At 44.0% G+C, this 20660-nt stretch carries 14 protein-coding genes; 7 read left to right on the plus strand and 7 right to left on the minus strand.

From position 1 onward, the window contains the following. Positions 1 to 265: 265 nt before the first annotated feature. The gene (locus tag BUB99_RS16485) at positions 266 to 1438 is read right to left on the minus strand and encodes a hypothetical protein (RefSeq protein WP_073124311.1); all 1173 of its coding nucleotides are present in this window, start codon (positions 1436 to 1438) and stop codon (positions 266 to 268) included. Positions 1439 to 2262: 824 nt separating this feature from the next. Continuing rightward, entirely contained in the window at positions 2263 to 4737 is a 2475-nt protein-coding gene (gene galB, locus BUB99_RS16495; protein WP_084190607.1) for a beta-galactosidase GalB, read from the minus strand. 197 nt (positions 4738 to 4934) lie between these two features. Here galB and BUB99_RS16500 point away from each other — a divergent pair, with 197 nt between their 5' ends. Both BUB99_RS16500 and BUB99_RS16505 read left to right on the plus strand, forming a co-directional pair. Then, positions 4935 to 8918, plus strand: a complete 3984-nt coding sequence (locus BUB99_RS16500; protein ID WP_170863826.1) for an FG-GAP-like repeat-containing protein — start codon at positions 4935 to 4937, stop codon at positions 8916 to 8918. Positions 8919 to 8920: 2 nt separating this feature from the next. Then, positions 8921 to 9952: a LacI family DNA-binding transcriptional regulator gene (locus BUB99_RS16505; RefSeq protein WP_073124317.1), complete on the plus strand. Its 1032-nt coding sequence runs from the start codon at positions 8921 to 8923 to the stop codon at positions 9950 to 9952. Positions 9953 to 9976: 24 nt separating this feature from the next. On the opposite strand, the gene BUB99_RS16510 is transcribed toward BUB99_RS16505, so the two are convergent. From BUB99_RS16510 to BUB99_RS16530, 5 genes are all read right to left on the minus strand, one after another. After that, the gene (locus BUB99_RS16510; RefSeq protein WP_084190608.1) at positions 9977 to 10393 is read right to left on the minus strand and encodes a Dabb family protein; all 417 of its coding nucleotides are present in this window, start codon (positions 10391 to 10393) and stop codon (positions 9977 to 9979) included. 32 nt (positions 10394 to 10425) lie between these two features. Next, a complete protein-coding gene (locus BUB99_RS16515; protein WP_139281060.1) occupies positions 10426 to 11613 on the minus strand; it encodes a stress protein in 1188 nt (395 codons plus the stop codon). Between the two features lie 224 nt (positions 11614 to 11837). Then, positions 11838 to 12425: a Crp/Fnr family transcriptional regulator gene (locus tag BUB99_RS16520; RefSeq protein ID WP_073124320.1), complete on the minus strand. Its 588-nt coding sequence runs from the start codon at positions 12423 to 12425 to the stop codon at positions 11838 to 11840. 47 nt (positions 12426 to 12472) lie between these two features. Then, positions 12473 to 13510, minus strand: coding sequence for a LamG domain-containing protein (locus BUB99_RS16525; RefSeq protein WP_073124322.1), 1038 nt, complete (start codon positions 13508 to 13510; stop codon positions 12473 to 12475). A 273-nt stretch (positions 13511 to 13783) separates the two neighbouring features. After that, entirely contained in the window at positions 13784 to 14671 is an 888-nt protein-coding gene (locus BUB99_RS16530) for a family 16 glycosylhydrolase (RefSeq protein ID WP_073124324.1), read from the minus strand. Between the two features lie 198 nt (positions 14672 to 14869). On the opposite strand from BUB99_RS16530, the gene BUB99_RS16535 reads away from it, so the two are divergent. From BUB99_RS16535 to BUB99_RS16555, 5 genes are read left to right on the plus strand one after another with little or no spacing between them, the layout of a single operon-like run. Next, positions 14870 to 15883 carry a zinc-binding alcohol dehydrogenase family protein gene (locus tag BUB99_RS16535; protein ID WP_073124491.1) on the plus strand — a complete coding sequence of 338 codons (1014 nt, stop codon included), beginning with the start codon at positions 14870 to 14872 and terminating at the stop codon, positions 15881 to 15883. Between the two features lie 10 nt (positions 15884 to 15893). Then, positions 15894 to 17546 carry a UxaA family hydrolase gene (locus BUB99_RS16540; protein WP_073124326.1) on the plus strand — a complete coding sequence of 551 codons (1653 nt, stop codon included), beginning with the start codon at positions 15894 to 15896 and terminating at the stop codon, positions 17544 to 17546. A 16-nt stretch (positions 17547 to 17562) separates the two neighbouring features. Next, positions 17563 to 19002, plus strand: coding sequence for a tagaturonate reductase (locus tag BUB99_RS16545; RefSeq protein ID WP_170863827.1), 1440 nt, complete (start codon positions 17563 to 17565; stop codon positions 19000 to 19002). After that, a complete protein-coding gene (locus BUB99_RS16550) occupies positions 18999 to 19829 on the plus strand; it encodes an amidohydrolase family protein (protein ID WP_073124330.1) in 831 nt (276 codons plus the stop codon). The genes BUB99_RS16545 and BUB99_RS16550 overlap by 4 nt, the downstream gene beginning before the upstream one ends. Positions 19830 to 19837: 8 nt before the next feature. Continuing rightward, positions 19838 to 20632, plus strand: coding sequence for an SDR family oxidoreductase (locus BUB99_RS16555; protein ID WP_073124493.1), 795 nt, complete (start codon positions 19838 to 19840; stop codon positions 20630 to 20632). The last annotated feature ends 28 nt before the right edge of the window (positions 20633 to 20660 follow it).

Raw genomic sequence — 20660 nt, forward strand, 5'->3', positions numbered from 1 at the left:
TTTTTACTCTTGGTTCAATCCGTTATATCTTGAGAACGACCATTACCATCCCTAGACTTAAGAAAAGAGGCTATGAAAGTATGATGGATTACTACGCCAAAGTGAAAGTCTGATTGGATGAACTGGGGCGGAGCGTAAAGAAAATGTCTGTTAGACATTTTTAGCGAGGAGCCAGCCTGTAAGGTAGGGATTGAGAACCGCTTGGTCTGTCCTGACGAAGAAAGGACCTGGTGGTGTGAGAGGCGCACTGGCGGTCATTTGACCGTCAGCCGTCTACTCGATTATGTGTATTTACGAGTTCTTCAAGTTCGATGATCTCCTTTTTGCTAAATATGAAGTTGTGTTCGATAAAATTGGTATCACCGAGAAAATCCACACAGGATATGAATGCCTCATCATACTTCATGTTAAATGGGTTCTTACTCTCTTTAAACTGTTTAAAGTCAAGTCCACTATAAGACCAACTATCTCTTTTTGATTTTGTTGTTGTAAAATACATGTGCATTCCTCCAATACTGTAAATCTTAGCTACTTTATCAGAAAAACTTGCAAGAAATACGGCAGCAAGGTCATGATGAGAAAGAAGGTGCTTTTGTTTTAGGATTTCATCAACCTTGGATTTATCAATAAACTGATCTTTAACTACGTTAGCCACTTCGTCAGATTTTGCTTCATCCTGCATAAAGGAATCGTACATTGTACTATAAAACTCGGTTTTCTTGTAAGACTCTATATTCGACTTACCAATATACTTTTCAACAAAATCTTCATTGTATTGAAAAGTCATCATATCTCCAGTTCTTCGATAAATCTCTTCGTCCATTAACAGAATTGGGAAAGGATCAACAGTTAATCTTAGTACAGCAACAGCACCAATGCATTTTTTTAAGTGACCTTCAAATTCTTCAACAAACTTATCACGACTTTTGCTTTGATTGAAGGCATGATTTTTAGAAACATAAAAGGTGCTAAAACCTTGTTTATGGACATATTTGTTAAGCTTCTTTTTTGAGGATTCCAGCTCAGAAAAGTAATCCTTCATACAATCCTTAATATCTGCGTAAACGGATTGATCTTTCTCAAGAGCTTTTACCATCGCTCCATACATTGGAAAATGACCCTGCTCTTTCCATTTACTTAGTTCTACCTCTTTTTTTTCTTCTGTACCTTCAATCAAATATGTTAATGTCATTGAGACTTCCAACGCCTGTCGCAAAGAATAAAAAGCGCAATCGAATATTCCTCTTTCAAATAAATCTATGGAGTTTATTATAAGTTGTATCGCTTCATGAAAAAAAGTGTTGCTTATTTGAGCGTCCATTCGACCTGTCCAACTATTCTCGATATTGGATAAGTCCGAATAATAAGTCTCCTTGTTCGCTATATTGACAGGAACAATGTTTTGAGAGTTCTTTAGCTTGACAATGTCTGCATCCATTATTTTAAGGCTATTTGAGGTCTAAAGACGCTTTACATCTAACATTTCGCTATACGCAATTGCGTATATATATTATTGGTGTCAAGCTAATCTAGTGGGTTTTTAATGTTTTTCATAGCGTTATGAGCAACATGTGTATAAAGCTCCCTAGTGCCTGCCGTGTCGGGACACTGCTTTTCGTTTCAGTGGTTTTCAGTCACTCTGCGGAAGGCCTAAAACAACAGATAGCCAAGCTGCACACTATTCATTTTACACACTTTAAGAACTACGGCTACCGACACCTTGTCAATCATTGATTTCCTCAAGAATACCCTTTTCCCAGCGTAGCGACAAGCAAGCGGGTCTTTAAGATCAAAGTACAGCCTATATATACCCAAATCTAGGTAGTGGGTCAAAGGCTTTCACCTTTCAGATCGCTTTGAGGAGAGTAATACAGGTTCGGGTTTGTGCTTGCGCAAGCAGAAGGCCCACCTTGGGCAAGCAGACCGTTGCGCTTGCCCAAGCACAGGCTTCCCCTTGCGCAAGGGGAAGGCCGACCTTGCGCAAGTCCAAACCGCCGCTTGAAGTGTTCCCAGTCTTCGGGTTCCTACTATTCAACTTATATGCCTTCATCGCACATTGTCTTCAAGCCAGACAGGGCATGCTTACGGCAGGTAAACACTTCTTTTTTCATGGCCAAAAAAGGAAGCAAAAAGGCTAGAAACCAACAAACTCGCTATCGCTCAGACAGTATGATTTTCGATAACCTTGAATTAAGAAGGAGATTTTTTGGAGAAAAGCCCTCTACAGAATTGCAGAGGGCTAGTTAAGCAAAATAGGGGTTCTTATAGCGTTTGAATTGAGCTTTTTGCGGTGGTTAACTCATCTGCCTTCGCTTCAATTTTTATTTCTCCTTTCTCTCCTTTTTGAGACTGCACGATCAACATCAGTTGACCACTAAAGGCCTCCATTTTGTCTCCCTTGAAGCTTCGAAGCGAACGAGGGTTTCCATTGCCTACTGCAGCGATTGTGCCTGCTCCACTTACCTCAAACTGGATGAGGTGATCAGCATTGGGGACCAAATTACCCTCTTCATCTCTGATGCTCACTGTGACGAATGATAGGTCTTGGCCATCTGCATTGATTTGCGTTCGGTCTATGTCTAGTTGGATCTGAGTAGCTTCGCCTGCAGTAGACACTGATTTGCTAGCAACTTCTTGTCCATCGGTATAGGCGACCACCTTTAGGTCTCCTGGAGAGTAGGGCACTTCCCATGAGAGTCTGTACGGACTCATATAGGTACCCTTGTCAAAGAAATGGAACTCGGCAGGGATCGGTGTTTTGTCCACTCCCTTCACTTTCTTTCCCATAGATTTTCCATTGACGAATAGCTCTGCCTCTTCCGCATTGGTATAGGCATACACTGGGATTTTTTCTCCCTCTTTTCCTTCCCAGTTCCAGTGGGGTAGGAGATGAACCATAGGCTCTTTTGTCCATTGACTTTGGTAGAGGTAGTAGCGATCTTTTGGTAGTCCGACTAAATCTATAGGGGCGAAGTAGGATGAATGAGAAGGCCAGTCACCGTTCCAGTGGCCATTGGTAGAGTTGTCACGTCCGCCATAGGGTGTGGGCTCTCCTAGATAATCAAATCCAGTCCACATAAATTCACCCAGTGAGTGCGTATTGCGTTCTTGCTGTTCAAACTCTACATCTGGTGGGTATGCCCACGGAGGTCCCACGGTCCCGTCATAGCTGGAAACTTGCCCTGTTTCTTTGACTACATCAGCTTGGATAGGTAGGTGGTAGATGCCTCGGCTACTCGTTTGGGAGGAGGTTTCTGAGCCATATAGGATCATATCAGGGTACTGTTCTCTTAACTCTTTGAGCTGTAGAGGCCAGTAGTTGAGCCCTACTACGTCGACTTGAAACGCCAACTGGTTCTTGTAGGGTGCAGGATAGTAGTTGAACCCTATGGTGGTTTTACGACTAGGGTCTTCGTCGTGGCAAATAGCTGAGAGGTGCTTGGTTAGTTTCCAACCGTCTTTTTGCGACTGCTCTAGGATTTCATTGCCAATGCTCCACATGACGACAGAGGGGTGGTTGCGGTCACGTTTGATCATATCTCTTAGATCACGTTCGTGCCATTCGTCAAAGAATAGGTTGTAGCCATTTTCTACTTTTCCTATCTTCCATTCATCAAAGGCTTCTACGATGACAAGAACGCCTTTTTTGTCACAAATCTCTAGCAATTCAGGTGAGGGAGGATTGTGACTTGTACGAATCGCATTGACCCCCATGCTTTGTAGGATTTCAACTTGACGTTCGGTAGCTCTATAGTTGACTGCTGAGCCGAGGGGACCCAAATCGTGGTGCATACATACACCATTGAGCTGTACGCGCTCACCATTGACGAGTAGCCCTTCGTTGGTGGTGATTTCTATGTTTCGAATACCGAATGGTGTTTCATATCGATCAATGATTTGGTCTTGGTCTAGGATCTCCGATACTATTGTATAGAGGTAAGGTGAGTCGGGCTGCCAGAGCGATGGGGTATTGACCTGTAGTTCTGTCTCTAGTGTTATTTGCTCTGATTTAGATTGAATGCGCTGTGTCTTTGACTGGACCGTATTACCTTCTTGATCCAATAAGGTGGTTTTTAGTGTGACTTGTTTCGATGCTTGTGTATTTAGCTTGGTTTGAATTAGAACCACGGCTAGTGTACTTGTGATTTTGGGTGTAGTGATATAGGTTCCCCATTGTGCGATGTGAGTAGGGTCATTGTACTTGATCCTTACGTTTCGGTATAGACCGGCGCCTGGGTACCACCTTGAACTAAGATCCTTTGGGTTGAGCCGAACGGCAATGACGTTTTTTTGTCCAAAGTTGACTTGATTGGTGATGTCAAACTCGAAACCAATGTAGCCAAATGGGCGATTACCGACTAGTTCTCCGTTGACCCAAACGTAGGCGTCATTCATAGCCCCATCAAACTCGATGGAAATATTTTTTCCTTCCATACTGGGATCGATCTCAAAGGTTTTTCTATACCAGCCCATTCCAGTCACAGGGAGTCCTCCTGTACGTGCGTTGTGTTTTCTGTCGAATGGCCCAGCAATGGCCCAATCGTGCGGTAGGTTAACGATCTCCCAGTCAGTATCGTTGTAGTCGGTAGCTTGTGCTTCGAGTTCTCCTTTATGAAAGCGCCATCCGTCATTGAACGATTGGTCAGGAATGTGTGCGTTGCGCTCTTCTTTTTTACCACAGGCCAAAAGCAAACAGACCATGCCTAAGTAGAGTAATTTTCCAGTCTTTAAATGCATATGCGTTTTATGAAATTGTTCTGTTCAAAAGTAAAACCTTCATGGATTGTAGACGGGTTAGAAACGCAAGCAATCCCAAAGGGTAGGGGAAGGGATTGTGTTGAATATAAGGGGCAAATTGTCATAAGTGTTTTCTGTCTCCATATATAGGGAACTCAATCGCTATATTTTGAGATGATTTGAAAATGAGCATGAGCGTGAAAATTACTATTAGCATCGTATTTGGCTTGAGCCTGTGTCTGCTGTGTGATCAGTTATGTGCACAGCGTTTTGAGAAAAGACAGTTGACTAGTCTAGAAAAGGTAGGTGGACAAAATGGAATAGCAGTGGCAGATTTTGATCAAGACGGTGATCTAGATGTGGTCATGGTCGAGCGTAGTGAACAGGCTCACCCTAGACGGGGAGGACGCACGGTTTTGCTGGCAAATCAGAACAATGGAAGTTTTTTGGATGTGACCGTGGAGAGCGGGATTAGTACGTATTACAACTATGGTAAAGAGGCAGAGTCAGACATGGGGACCAACAAAGGTGCGGCTTGGGCAGATTTTAACAATGATGGGTACCCCGACTTGTTTTTAACCATGAAGAACCGTTGTTTTTTGTACAAGAATCTGGGAGGACACTTCATTGATATGACCGAACAAGCGGGCTTGCCTAGAATCGACACTTGTAATAATGCAGGATCGGCATGGTTGGATTATGATAATGATGGATTGCTGGATGTTTTTGTGAGTAAATATGGAGGCTGCAGCAGCAACCGTCTCTTTCACAACAACGGCAATGAGACCTTTACAGAAGTGTCTGAGGCGGCTGGCGTAGGTGGTGAGCAACTGCATACTTGGATGGCACTACCAGTAGATCACAACGAGGATGGTTGGATGGATCTGTTGGTGATCAATGAGTTTTCTACACCGAATGAGTTGTTTATCAATCAACAGGATGGGAGCTTTATGGATGAAGCCACGGATGCCAATATCCTTGATATCGAAGATAGCATGGGGAGCGATTTAGGAGATGTGGATGGAGACGGAGATTTGGACGTATATATTACCAGCAATGGCCTAAGTTCACTGTTTATAAAAGAAGGTAATGCCTACATCGATCGATCAGGAAGTTTGGGGACTGGAAACGCAGGTTGGGGGTGGGCAACTCGGTTTTTTGACTTTGACCTGGATACAGATTTAGATATTTTGGCTGTCAATGGCTACATAGATACCTATGTAGAAACCAGCCGTCTGTTTGAGAATCAGTTGGCACAGGGAGAGTTGCGATTTCAAGATGTAGCGCTCAATAACGAGATGACAAGGAAGGGAGTTTCTTTCGGGAGCGAGGTATTCGACTATGACAATGATGGAGACCTAGACTTGATAGAGGGCAATGCCTATGGTAGCCCCCAGTTTTTTGAGAACAGAACAATTGAGCAAGCTGATTTAGCCAAGCATTGGCTTCAGATCGAATTGGTAGGAGTTGTCGCCAACCGGGATGCATATGGAGCGGTGGTTTCGGTGACTCATGCATCGAATACGTGGACAGGTAGCAATCATGGCGTTGGTTTTCTGTCTCAGAGTAAAAGACCTATTCATTTTGGGTTCGGAGAATATTCTGGCGTAGTAGATGTAGTGGTTCGCTGGCCTGGGGGGGCTGAACAAAGCTTTCGATCTGTTGGTTTGGACCAATTTGTTAGGATCACAGAGGGAGACGATGACGTGGAGGTTTTGATGAGAGAATCCAGCACCAAGCCTATGGGATGTACAGACCCACATGCGTGCAACTACGATGACAAGGCTGTACAAAATGATGGCAGCTGCGAGTATTTGCCACAGCCCGAAATTATTGGAGAAACTCAGTCCCGTCCTTTGTCTAGGAGCGTTTATGGCGTGCAGAATGCTGTAGGAGATTTTGATTGGCAGTGGGGGTGTACGCAGGGTAAAATAGTGAATGGTCAAGGCACACCGCAGATAGAAGTAGAGTGGGGAGTGGCTGAGCAAGCAGAGATAATGCTTACCCAAATTGGAGAATGTCATAGTGAGTCAGCAAGACTCGGTGTCTCGCTAGATGTGCAGTCTAGTATAGAAGGGAATCACTCGGTCGCCCGATTATGGAATGAACTGTTATTGGGAGCGATTAGGAAAGACTATGCTCGACCTACAGTGCATGCCCGAAATCTGTTTCATACGTCTGTCGTGATGTACGATGTATGGGCAGCTGTCACAGGGCAGGGGCAACCTTACTTTTTGGGTAATCAATGGGGGAATTATCAATTGCCTTTCGAAGGGTTTGCCACAGCGGATCAAACTCTAGATGCTCACAAGGCAATCAGCTACGCCATGTATAGGTTGCTGACACATCGTTTCAAGGATTCGCCGGGTGCCGAGCAATCTTTGGCGAGTTTTGATGAACTTATGGCTGCACTGGGTTATGATCCGAGTTTTCTGTCTACGGATTATCATTTGGGTGATGCTGGTGCCTTGGGCAACTATGTAGCGCAAGGTATGATCGCATTTGGACTTCAGGATGGATCGAATGAATTGAACAACTATGCCAATCGGTATTATCGACCAGTCAATGATCCGATGAATCCTTTTGAGTCTGAGAGTATTTTAGGAATAAACCCGAACCGTTGGCAACCCTTAGCCATTAACGGGTTCATAGACCAGAGTGGAAACAATCAAGAAGGAGGGGCAGCTAAATTTTTGAGTCCAGAGTGGGGACGTGTCCAGCCATTTGCACTCAACGAATCAGATCTTAGTGTTAAGAGTGGATCAACGAACGACTATTGGGTGTATCATGATCCCGGCAGTCCACCACTACTGACGTCTACAGAGAAACAAGAGTATCAATGGGGTTTTTCGATGGTGTCGGTATGGGGTGGTCATCTAGACCCGAGTGATGGAGTCATGTGGGATATATCACCAGGAGGAATTGGTAATGTAGCACTAGAGTCTATTCCAAGTAGTTTTGAAGAATACGATCAATTCTATGCCTATCAAGACGGAGGGGATACTGGGCTGGGACGAGAGACTAATCCTGTCACAGGAGCAGCCTACAAGCCCAATCGGGTACCTAGGGGAGATTATACTAGAGTGTTGGCGGAGTTTTGGGCTGATGGGCCAGACTCTGAAACTCCGCCGGGACATTGGTTTACTCTTCTCAATTATGTCCATGATCATGAGCAGTTTGAGGCGAAAATGGAAGGGATAGGGGAAACATTAGCCCCTTTAGAGTGGGATGTGAAAGCCTATTTTGCACTTGGAGGAGCCATGCACGATGCAGCGATTGCTGCCTGGGGGATCAAGGGATGGTACGATTATGTGAGACCTGTCACGGCCATTAGGTATATGGCTGAGAGAGGGCAGAGCAGTGATGTAGCTAAGGCCAATTATCACGAAAGGGGGATGCCGTTGGTAGCAGGGAGGATAGAACTGATAGAAGAGGGTGACCCCTTGGCTGGAGATCAGGGAGAGAATTTGGGTCAGATTAAACTTTACTCTTGGAGAGGTCATAACCGGGTATCTGACCCAGCCACAGATGTCGCTGGAGCAGGATGGATTCTAGCGAAGGAGTGGTGGCCTTATCAGAGGCCTTCTTTTGTGACGCCTCCATTTGCAGGGTACATATCTGGGCATTCTACTTATTCGCGCGCAGCTGCGGAAGTACTGACACGGTTGACAGGTAGTTCTTATTTTCCAGGAGGAATGGGTGTTTTCATAGCCAAAAAAGATGAGTTCTTGGTGTTTGAGAAAGGGCCAAGTGTGGATGTCGCGTTGCAGTGGGCGACATATCAAGATGCGTCTGATCAGTGTAGTTTATCTCGGATATGGGGAGGGATTCATCCACCAGCGGATGATATACCCGGTAGAAAAATAGGCGCACTGATAGGAAATCGAAGTTTCGAGAAGGCCAAGACCTATTTTAATTCTACTTTGCTGGCATCTGAGCAGCAAGAGAAGGCTAAGTATTTTAGTCCGTTTCCTAACCCTGTTCACTCAGGAGACCAGATCACCCTGCCTGGATATGGTGGAGAATTCTTGACAGTCTATGATATGATGGGACGAAAAGTATATGACGGATATACCGAAGGTTCGAAAGAGGGACACTCGTCAGTGGATTTGACTGGAGTGGAAAAAGGACTGTATATCTTTGCAGTCGGGAAAGAAAAATATAAAATCCTGATTGAATAATCATGCACAAAGGCCGTATCAATATTAAGGACATAGCTAAGGCATTAGGAGTTGCTCCTTCTACCGTGTCGCGGGCATTGAGTAATCAAGGCAGGGTTAGCCCAAAAACCAAAGCGTCTATCATGGAACTTGCAGAAAAATGGGGGTATCGACCCAATCCATTTGCCCGAAATCTGCAAAAAAACAAATCAGGTTTGATAGGGCTCATTCTACCAGAGTTTACCCATCATTATTTTGCCAAAGTCCTTTCTGGGGTCAATAAAATCATCAATCAAAGTGACTATCGCTTGATTATCAATGTGCATGAGGGGAGTGTGGAAAAGGAAAAAGAGATCGTGAAGATGCTAAGCGAAATGCATGTAGATGGTGTACTGGCTTCTTATGCTCGTGAAACTGACGATTTCGAACATTATTTATCATTGATAGAAGAGGAAGTGCCTTTGGTGTTTGTAGATAGAATGTGTGAAGACTTAGATGCGTCCTATGTGATCAGCGATGATTTTGATGGCAGCCGTTTGGCGATTGATCACTTGGTTCAGTCTGGTGCTCGTAGGATCGCTTATATTTCAGGGCCAGATCGTTTGTCTACGACCTTTACGCGCCTCACGGGGTATAAGGAAGTCATGAACAAACATAGTCTGCCACACCCTGATCATTGGGTGCTGCCTACCAATGGTTCGGACTGGACGGAACAGCTTGAGCACCTGGTGATGAATGAAAACATCGATGCACTGTTGGCTTACAGCGATTATCTGGCTTTTGATGCAGTACAAGTACTGAGAAGACTAGGGAAACGGGTGCCTGAAGATGTGGCAGTGGTAGGATTTGCTGACGAACCTATAGCCAGTTACATGACTCCTCAGCTCACTTCTGTGCACCAACCCGCATTCGAAATGGGGCAAAAGGCCGCAGGGATTTTGTTGGACGAGTTGTCCAATCCCTCACAGGCCATTTCGTCACTTGTACTACCCAATCAATTGATTGCCAGGGACTCTACCAAATCTGATCACTCTCGTCTCCACAAGACGGGTTGATAGATGGACTTTTTTAGGCTCGTTTTAGTTAACAGACTTTTTTTCTTCGCCCCAAAAGTCCAGCGTGAGCAGGTCTGCCATTAGTGGTTTGTTTTTGTCCACAACCTCCATATGGGCTGGATGTGGTAGGTATGCATCTCTAGCAGCTTCATCCTCGAATGTTAATATGTAGCAATGAGTGAAGCCTTTGCTAAAACCTTCCACACTTATGTCATCACCACCCTCAAACTTGATTAACCCTGGGATTTTGTTTTCGAGTGCTTTAAAATACTGTATGGCTTGTGTTTGATCTTGAATGGAAACACCTTCTTTGAAGGTAAATGCTACTACATGTCTGAGTACCTTTTGTGTTTCGACCTTGTCTGAATGACAAGAGCAAAGAATTGTAGTGCTAATAAGGAGACTGAAAATAATTGAATGTGATAAAATTGAGCTTTTCATTTGGAAGATGTTCTATGTGATTGTTTTTTAATTTATTGTTTGTCTAGGCGATACGAAACCATTGTTTTTCCATCTACGGATCCTGCAAAGAGAAAGAGTTGGCCGTCAATTTTGTAACCTGTCAAACCGTAGTATATTGGGAAACCTGTTTCTATTTTCCCTGCATCACTCAATCTACCATTTTGATTAATCATGCACAGTTGAATGCTTTGGTCGTCTCGTGTAGCTGCAGCAATCAGGTCAAAATTTTGGTTGTAGGGCAGTCGATGCAAGCGAGTTTGCCCCTGGATTAAAGTCTCATTGTTATCAATGAAAGCAGATCGTGGTACAAGTTGGCCTTGATTGTTGACCCAAAAAACGGTGATGGCATCACCATGATAGTAGTAGGAGTGGCGGTCTTTTACCCATGGTGTAGGTTGATAGTAACTGTGGTGTCGGTGTCCGACTATTACGTAGTTCCAGCCTTTTATGGTTGTAGAAATAACAGGATAGGTTCCGTTGAGAAATAGATTATTGTCGTCTGGAATATTGCTAATGTTTTCAAATTGCCCATTTTCAAAAATTCTCCAACTACTCAATCCATTGTCTTGGAAACCTCCGGTAAGTAAGTAGGTTTTGCCATCAATTACGTGCAAGGACATACCTATGATTCCATCAGTAAAGATGGAATCAGTGTCAGCCATGGATTGGATATGCTCTAAATCCCCTTCAGGAGTAATCTTAAATGAACTTAGGCCAGGTGTTTTTTCTAATCCACCGACAAAAAGATAGGCGTTGTCTTTCATGTGGATCACTTGTAGTGTAATGACTATACCGAGGTAGGTCGTGTCAGTATCTTTTGTGACGGAGAGAGACTGAAGTCGACCATTGGCTTTGATTTCGAACACTTCGACTGCATTTCCACCTTTTAGACCAGCAAAGAGCAAGTCTTTCCCATGTACTGTGTCGCTTATTAAGCCCCGGACTGTTTTTTTGCCACCAGAAACTTCATAGCTTTCTATTGCTTTCATTTCGCCCTTCTGGTTGATGGCGAATAGATCTATCTGATTGCCATCACCAGCGCTGTAAAGGAAGTGTCCTTGTTTGGTTTGGTGTATCGTGTTTGTAACTGTGTTGAATGATGTTTCAACTTTATTTACAGTTTGTATGTCGAATTTTGGCTGGCTTAAAGTCATGGAGCATATCGCCATGCTCAGAACAAATAGGATTACAAATTTCATGTGTTATAAGATTGATTATGCGGCCCTGTGAGGGGTAGTATTGTTTTCTAGCGTTTCCGTTGATTCGCCTGAGCTTGATCAGCTGGAGATTCAAATAATAGATTGGTGAAAAGTAGGATGTGGAATAATGCTTTCATTGTCACGAGCTGTTTTTCTCCAATTCTATTTCTGCAAAACTGACTGATACCGAAAACAATTTTCTTGAACTAGTTTAAGAAATAAGCTCAGGTCTTTTCCAGTTGCCTTCTTTTTCGGATAACACTTACGAACTCCTGAGTAATGCCCAAATAGCTCGCGATGTGTTTGTTCGTCAATTGCCCACTTAGGGTTGGGTAGGTGTCGATAAAATGCAGATAGCGCTCTTCGGCAGTCATGGTGTGATTGCGGATCAGACGTCTTTGCCAGGCCGCGATAGCTTTTTGGGACATGATTCGAAATAGTCGCTCTACCTTTGGTATTTGTGCATAGAGCCTTTCTTTATCAGTCCATGATATGGTGAGTAAAGTACTGTTTTTAAGGGCTCGAATGTTTAGTTCTGATGCAGTTTGATGCAGGAAACTGTCAATTTCCATCACCCACCAATCTTTCCCGGCAAAGTATAAAATTTTCTCTTCTCCTTTCGAATTGGTTGTATAGACTTTTAAGCATCCCTCGACCACATAACCTTCGAATCTACAAATCTGTCCTGACCTTAGGAGGTATTCTCCCTTGGGTATTGTTTTTACATGGAAATACGAATTTATCGTTTCCAGTTCTTCGGGAGAAAAAGTGACAAGATGGTTAATGTATCGTGTTAATGCCTTTTTGTCCATTCCAATGTCGTAGTGATTGAATTTTACATATTCGGGTCTGTTGATTGCTATTTAGCTTCCAGTGTCCAAGTTCTGACCCAGTCGATGCGCATAGTATTGATGTTGTCGTTTTCTAGATCTGCTTTTGGGGGTAGGCCTCCTAGCCAGTCAGCCTCGTTGCTCCAGAGGTCGAAAATGATTTCTAGGTCTTTGGTAAATTCCCTATTGGGGTAGAATTGACCTGAGCGATCGTCTCCGACTTTTACATGCCCTGCAGGTTCTCCGTCCAGATAGAATTGGATGTTCTGCGCGTCTTTCCACCACAGGCCGTAGGTATGATAGGCTTCATTCCAGCCGCTGTTCTTGAGTGGGTTGGCATCCGATAGTCCTGATCTGTTGAAGTTGGCATGCTCGCGCACTTCCTGTGGAGTCAAGTCTGGATCTACATGGAAATATTGGGCATTCATCCGCTCGGGCATGTCTGGCTGACAGTCGCATGAGGGGTTAGAGTTGTTTTCTATGATGTCTATTTCATCTCTTTCATCGATGTTGCCATTGTTGAGCCAGTAGGTGTTGTAGGCAGAGATATGAGAGGTTTTGATGCTCGCTTCCGTGTACATGGGGTAGCTTATCTTTGTTCTCGAGTGGATTCTGGCGGTTTGAAACCATCGGTCTTCGGGATTGCTCTCGTTCAGCGTGGCTTTGATCCACAGATTCCCTTCACTTACGCCAGAGTTGTCCGCGTCGGTTGTCATGTAGACAGGCACTTCGTAGTTCCATGTGGATTTGAACCATTTGTCCGCGTCCCATGCTTCAAATTCGTCTGATAGGGTTTCTACTTTTATCCACTCCATGTTTGCGGGAGTAGAGTCCTGAATAGATACAAAAGAGGGGAAGTCAGGGTCTATGTTTTCGAAATTTTCTGTTGTCAATTCCGTGCTTTCGTTTTCCTGCTCTTCTTTATTTTCTTCTTTCTCCTCTACTTCTTCTTTTTCCTCTTCTTCCAGTACGCTGTCTTGACCACAGCCTGCAAGCGACAGGAAAAAAACGAGAGTAAATAGGTACAAATAGGTGTAGATTTTCTTTGAAACGATGTTGATAAACATTTGTGATTTGTTATATACTGAAACGAAAAGTAATTACCCTGCAAAGATGATACTGGATCAATAAAGTCCGTGGAACAAAAACTAACCATTGTCGGGGGCTTTTGGGTAGGGCAATTTTACTGGAAATACCGTCCGAAACCTGCATAGTTTTACAAGCCAGACAGCCTTGTCTAGCTTTTGTCGAGTTCAATTCTTCGTAGGAAGGTTTCCTTGGAGACAATGACTAGATATGTAGTGTTTTTTATGAGTTTAAAATGTGGCCTGATTTTCTTATTATTGGGTCCAGACGCGCATATATTTAATATGGAACTCTTTGTCAGTGCGTTCGTCTGGCAATGCACCAAACCACTTGTTCGATTCATTATTGATGTTGATTTCAAGAGGCTGGTGCCAGTGGGTGTTTTCTGCTTCTCTGAACAGGATACCGTCTATGTAGAACCGGATCACGTCTTCATTCCATTCGAGCCCCCATACATGGTAGTCTGCTTGTAGTTCAAAAGGAATGAAGTAGGTCTTTGATCGCATGAAATGCTTCTGGACATCTCCATGCTCTGGTGGTGATCTGAAGACATGTATGTTGGAGTGCAAGTCGTGTCTGTTTTCTGCCACACCGGGATCATTTTCGCAGATGTCGATTTCCGTCCACCAGTCCTTGCTCCCATTGGTGACCCAAAAACCCGAAACCCAAGGTGCATCCATGAGCTTCATCTCTGCTTCCAGATAGCCATATTTTAGCTTTTGCTTCGATTTGATGAATCCTGCCGTGTGTGTATAGCCTTCTGGGATTTCTTCATCGCCATGCTGATTGATCTTCAGTACCAATTCTCCTTTTTTTAGGCTTACGTTCGAGCCGTGAAAGTAGGTAGGTTGTCGACCTTTCCATCCTGGATTGTTGGGATGCCACCTGTCGATGTTTAGCTTTTTACCCTTAAATTCATCTGAGAGCTCTTTGTTGATTTTCCATCCCCCTTCATTGTTTTGGTCAGAGAGAGGAAATTTTTGGTTGAGTCTAGGCGGCGCAGCAGCTATGTCGACGGTGTCTGTATAGTAGCCCGCTGGTTTGGTTGGTGGATTGTCTGTATCGTTCTCGTTCTGAGCAGCGATTTGGAGTAATGGAAGCCCCCATAGCAAAAGGGTGAATAGTTTTAATCGATAGTTCATGCTTATTAATGTTTTAAAAGCACAAAGGTGACTTAAGTTGGTTGTTATGAAGTATTCTATTTTTTCCAAAACTTTCTCTATTCTGTAGAGAGATTGGTTGTGGGCTATGCTACCAAATTTGCGCAACCGTTTGCTCATGATTACCTGAAGCCAAAGAACAATGTTTGTATTCAAATCGATAGAGAAAAGGATACAAATATGAAATACATCGTGTGCGAAGAACCCGGCAAATTTGAGCTCAGGGAGAAAGAAGCACCAGTGAGAAAAGCTGGAGAGGCATTACTTAAAATCAACAAAGTCGGGATATGTGGTACGGATTTGCATGCCTATGCAGGCAATCAGGCCTTCTTTACATACCCAAGGATATTAGGACACGAACTAGCATCTACTGTGTTAGAGATTGACGAAAATCCACAAGGGATCAAAGTAGGAGATGGCGTGATCGTGATGCCCTATGTGAGCTGTGGTGAGTGTGTGGCATGTAGAGCTGGCAAGACCAATTGCTGTTCTAATATCACCGTACTGGGTGTACATGGAGACGGAGGTATGCAGGAGCAAATTGCTGTGCCGACCAATATTCTACTCCCTGCGGGTGATTTGTCTGATGACGAGATGGCAATCGTCGAGCCGTTAGCGATCGGTGCACATGCGATCAGAAGAGCTGCTGTGCAGCCCGGCGAAACTGTCGTGGTTATCGGGTGCGGCCCTATAGGTATAGGGATGATGAAACTGGCGCAAATAGCGGGTGCGAAAGTAATTGCCTTGGATATGAATGATGATCGGCTGAAGTATGCGAAAGAAGAGATAGGTGTAGACTACATCGTCAATGTGAAAGATAAGCCTGTGGATAAAGTGGCTGAGATTACGGGGGGAGATTTAGCCACCGCTGTATTTGATGCCTCTGGACACAAAGGAGCGTTAGAGTCAGGGCCTGATTACATGGCGCATGGTGGGAGATATGTATTGGTGGGATTATCCAAAGGAGAGTTGACGTTTGTTCATCCTAAAATACATGCCAAAGAAACCACCATCATGTGTAGTAGAAATGCTACCCTAGAAGATTTCGAACATGTTGTAGAGGTACTGAGCAGTGGTGAATTTCCCACATCTTCATTCATCACACACAATGTGGATTTTAGCACGATGATCCAACACTTTGATAGCTGGCTCAAACCAGAAACAGGAGTGATCAAAGCGACTGTCAATTTCTAAACAAGCAAAGATGTCGAATAGATATGTGCAAATCGATCCACGTGACAATCTGATTGTTGCAATTCAGGATTTGAAAAAGAACGAAGAAATATCCGTAGCAGATACGATTCTGGTACTCAAAGAGGATGTGCAGGCCAAACACAAGTTTGCGTTGCAAGATTTGGCTGAGGGAGACTTAGTATACATGTATGGTGTGCTCGTGGGTAAAGCGACCACTGCTATTGAACAAGGACGGTCGATCACGGTTCGAAACATGAAACATGCTTCTGCAGAGTACTCTGGTAAGAGAGAAAAAAAACATTGGGTAGGGCCAGATGTGAGCAAGTGGCAGGGGCGAACATTCAATGGTTATCACCGTGCAGACGGGAAGGTAGGCACAGGTAACTATTGGATTGTGTTTGCATTGACCTTCTGCGAAAATAGAAATTTGGATGTACTCAAAGCTGCCTTGACAGAATCTCTCGGTTACCAGACCGAAAAGGACTATGTCGTGAATACAGAGGAGTTGGTACGCGTTATGCAGCGTGGAGGAGGACAAGAGGATATTCTCAATACCGAGATTATCAAGTCGCAAGAGGAGATTATCAAAAACCGTGTGTTTCCAAATGTGGACGGAATCAAAATACTAAGACATGAAGGGGGGTGTGGAGGTACTCGTGCAGACTCGGAGGTGCTGTGTAACCTACTCGCAGGATACTTGACCAATCCCAACGTAGCTGGCGCTACTGTCCTTAGTCTAGGTTGTCAAAATGCCCAAATTGAAGTGTTAGAAGAGGCGATTAAGAAAAAGGACTCAAACTTTTCTAAACCGCTTCATATCTTAGAACAGCAGCAGAGCAAAAGTGAACGCTCTTTTATAGAAGGTGCCGTGAAGATGACTTTCATAGGGCTACAAGAGGTCAATAAACTAGAAAGAAAACCTGCACCACTCAGCAAACTTGTGTTAGGACTGGAGTGCGGTGGATCGGATGGTTTTTCTGGGATATCGGCTAATCCTTCCCTAGGCTATGCTTCTGATATATTGGCAGCTCTGGGTGGTTCGCCTGTTTTGAGTGAGTTTCCTGAACTGAATGGCGTGGAGCAAGAGTTGATCGATAGATGTGTCGAAGAAAAAGACGCAGAAAAATTTTCCGCTCTGATGAAGGCTTATGGAGATAAGGCCATCGCAGTGGGATCTGGGTTTGAAAGTAATCCATCCCCAGGTAATATCAAGGATGGTCTGATCACTGATGCTATGAAATCAGCAGGAGCAGCTAAGAAAGGTGGTACTTCACCTATTAGTGAGGTGCTAGACTACACTGAGTCAGTGACGAAACCAGGGCTCAACCTGCTGTGTACTCCTGGTAATGATGTCGAAAGTACCACAGGACTAGCAGGATCAGGTTGCAACCTGATCGTATTCACCACTGGACTGGGTACACCTACTGGTAATCCAGTCGTACCGGTAGTGAAGCTGTCCAGTAACAATAAGTTGTCTGAGAAAATGAAAGACGTGATAGATGTCAATGCAGGCACGGTGATCAGTGGAGAGGATACCATAGAGTCCAAGGGAGAAGAGTTGTTTGAGTACTTGATACAAGTGGCCAGTGGTGAAGTGGTACCGCACGCTGTACGCCTTGGGCACGATGACTTTATCCCCTGGAAACGAGATATCTCACTTTAATCAACGAATGAAAACAATGAAACAATTAAATAGATCAACACATCAAACGAAGAGTTATAAAGAAAGAATTGTGCAGTTTGGAGAGGGGAATTTTCTCCGAGCATTTGCTGACTGGATGATTCATCAGATGAACCAAAAGGCTGGATTTGATGGAGGAGTAGTTGCTGTACAACCTATTGACAAGGGGCTGGTTCCAATGTTAAACGAGCAAGAAGGTCTTTACACTGTATACCTCAACGGGATCAAAGACGGAGAAGCTGTCAGCGAACACGAGATAGTAGACTGTATTCAGCGTGGGTTGGATCCCTATAGGCAGTTCGAGGAGTATATGGCACTAGCAGACAATCCTGACCTTAGGTTTGTCCTGTCTAATACTACCGAAGCAGGAATTGCTTATCACGAGAATAATTCGATCCATGATACACCACCGAGTAGTTTTCCAGCCAAGGTGACTTTGTTGATGCACAAACGTTACGAGGCTTTTGAGGGAGCAGCAGACAAAGGTTTGATCTTCATCCCTTGCGAACTGATCGATAGAAATGGTGACAATCTGAAGCGTATCATCCTGCAATATGTAGAGGAGTGGCAACTGTCTGGTGCATTTAAGGACTGGATAGAAAAACACAATGTTTTTACCAACACACTAGTAGATCGTATTGTGCCAGGATATCCCAAAGACAAAATGGACGAGATTACTCAGCAATTGGGGTACAAGGACCAGTTGGTCGTAGAAGGGGAGCAGTTTCACCTTTGGGTGATAGAAGGAGCAGAGCAGTTTCGTGAGGAATTCCCAGCAGAAGCTTGTGGTTTGAATGTCGTCTTTACAGACAATATGGAGCCCTATCGTACACGAAAGGTACGTATTCTCAATGGAGCCCATACGACTATGGTACCTGTAGCTTATCTCTATGGGATCGAGTATGTGAGAGAGTCAGTGGAGGATGAGGTGTTCGGAGAGTGGATTCGTCAGGCCATCTTTGAAGAGATATGTCCTACTCTGGATCTTCCAGACGAAGAGTTGAGATCATTTGCCAACGACGTACTAGATCGTTTTAGAAATCCATATCTCAAGCACGCGCTGATGAGTATTTCGCTTAACTCAGTGTCCAAATTTAAAACAAGGGTCTTGCCATCATTGTTGGGGTATGTGGAGAGAAAAGGCTCTCTGCCTGTAAAATTGAGTATATCACTGGCAGCACTCATTGCATTTTATCGTGGTGAAGTAGCTGGTAAGTCTATTGAGCGAAACGATGACCAGGCAGTGATCAATTTTGCAGATAAAGTTTGGTCGGCATACAATGATGAAGCATCACTGACGAAGGTGTCGAGCGATTTTCTGGGCAATCAAGAGTTTTGGGGGCGGGACTTGAATAAGATCGCTAACCTGACTAACACCGTTGCGAGATATTTGAGTGAAATATTAGACGGAAACATACAAAAACTACTCAAATCATGAGAATAGATTCACACCAACATTTTTGGCAATATAATACCAAAAAACATGCTTGGATCAATGCTGAAATGGCAGTGATTCAAAAGGATTTTTTCCCTTCTGATCTTAGAGATGTTTTGATTCACAGCGGTCTCGAAGGGTCAGTTGCTGTACAGGCTGATCAGACGGAGACAGAGACAGAGTTTCTGTTAGATATGGCTGTCAAATACGATTTTATCAAGGCAGTAGTGGGGTGGGTCGATTTGCGATCGCCAGACGTAGCAAGCAGACTAGCACATTATTCGAAAAATGAAAAGTTCGTAGGCGTGCGTCATGTAGTACAGGATGAGCCAGACCCTGAGTTTATGCTTCGAGAGGATTTTCAAAGGGGATTGGCGCAATTGAAGGATTATGGGCTGACCTATGATGTTTTAATCTTTCCTACTCAGATGAAGGCTGCATTGGAGACAATTGAGCGACATCCCGAGCAACCTTTCGTGATTGATCACATCGCCAAGCCTTATATCAAAGCGGGTAAGATTGATGAATGGAAGGATTATATGCAGCAGATAGCAAGTCATCACAACGTGATGTGTAAGCTATCTGGTATGGTTACCGAAGCAGATTGGACTCGCTGGAGGTATGATGATTTTGTACCGTATCTAGATGTAGTGGTAGATGCCTTTGGGGTGGATAGACTTATGTATGGTTCGGATTGGCCGGTGTGTCTGTTGGGAGGTACTTATGAGGTGATTAAGTCAGTCGTGGATCAGTATTTTGCATCCTATAGCCTTACTGACCAGAGTAAGATTTATGGGGAGAATGCCGTGAGGTTTTATGGTATCAAATGAAAGAAATAATGGATTTGAAATTGAAAGATAAAGTAGTCATGATCACAGGAGGTGCTGGTATGAAAGGTAGTATCGGGGAGACGATTGTGAGAAAATTAGCAGAAGAGGGAGCTATTCCAATCATCGTGGATCGTAACACGAGGGGAAAAGGCTATGTGGACGAGTTAAACCAAAAAGGGGGAGATGCTATGTTCATAGCGACAGACCTAACCCAGCCAGAGCAGATAGCATCTGCCATAGAAGCAGTGGGCGAAAAGTACGGTAGAATTGATGTGTTGATCAATAACGTCGGAGTGAATGATGGGGCAGGTTTGGAGGAATCACTTGAGGCTTTCATGGATTCACTCAAACTCAATATGGTTAGTTATTTTCTGATGACCAAGTATTGTTTGCCATGGTTGAAGCAGTCGAAAGGTAATATATTGAATATTGGTTCTAAAGTAGGCTATACAGGTCAGGGAGGAACCTCAGGGTATGCTGCATCAAAGGGAGGCGTACTGGCGCTAACCCGTGAATGGGCAGTGGATCTGATCCAATATGATATACGAGTCAACTGCCTGATTATATCCGAGAGTTATACACCAGCTTATGAAGAATGGATCAAGACACTGGAGGATGGTGAGCAGAAGTTGAATTCAATCAAGGATAAGATCCCTTTTGGCAACCGAATGACTGAGCCAGTAGAGATAGCCAATCAGACTTTGTTTACGATTTCTGAACTATCCTCTCATACCACAGGACAGCACATATTTGTGGATGGAGGCTATGTGCATCTCGATAGAGCGTTGCTACCTGCTCACTAAATCAAACACTTACAGAAAGACTAAATAT

Origin of the sequence: Reichenbachiella agariperforans (assembly GCF_900142205.1) — a bacterium.
In the GTDB taxonomy this organism is placed as follows: domain Bacteria; phylum Bacteroidota; class Bacteroidia; order Cytophagales; family Cyclobacteriaceae; genus Reichenbachiella; species Reichenbachiella agariperforans.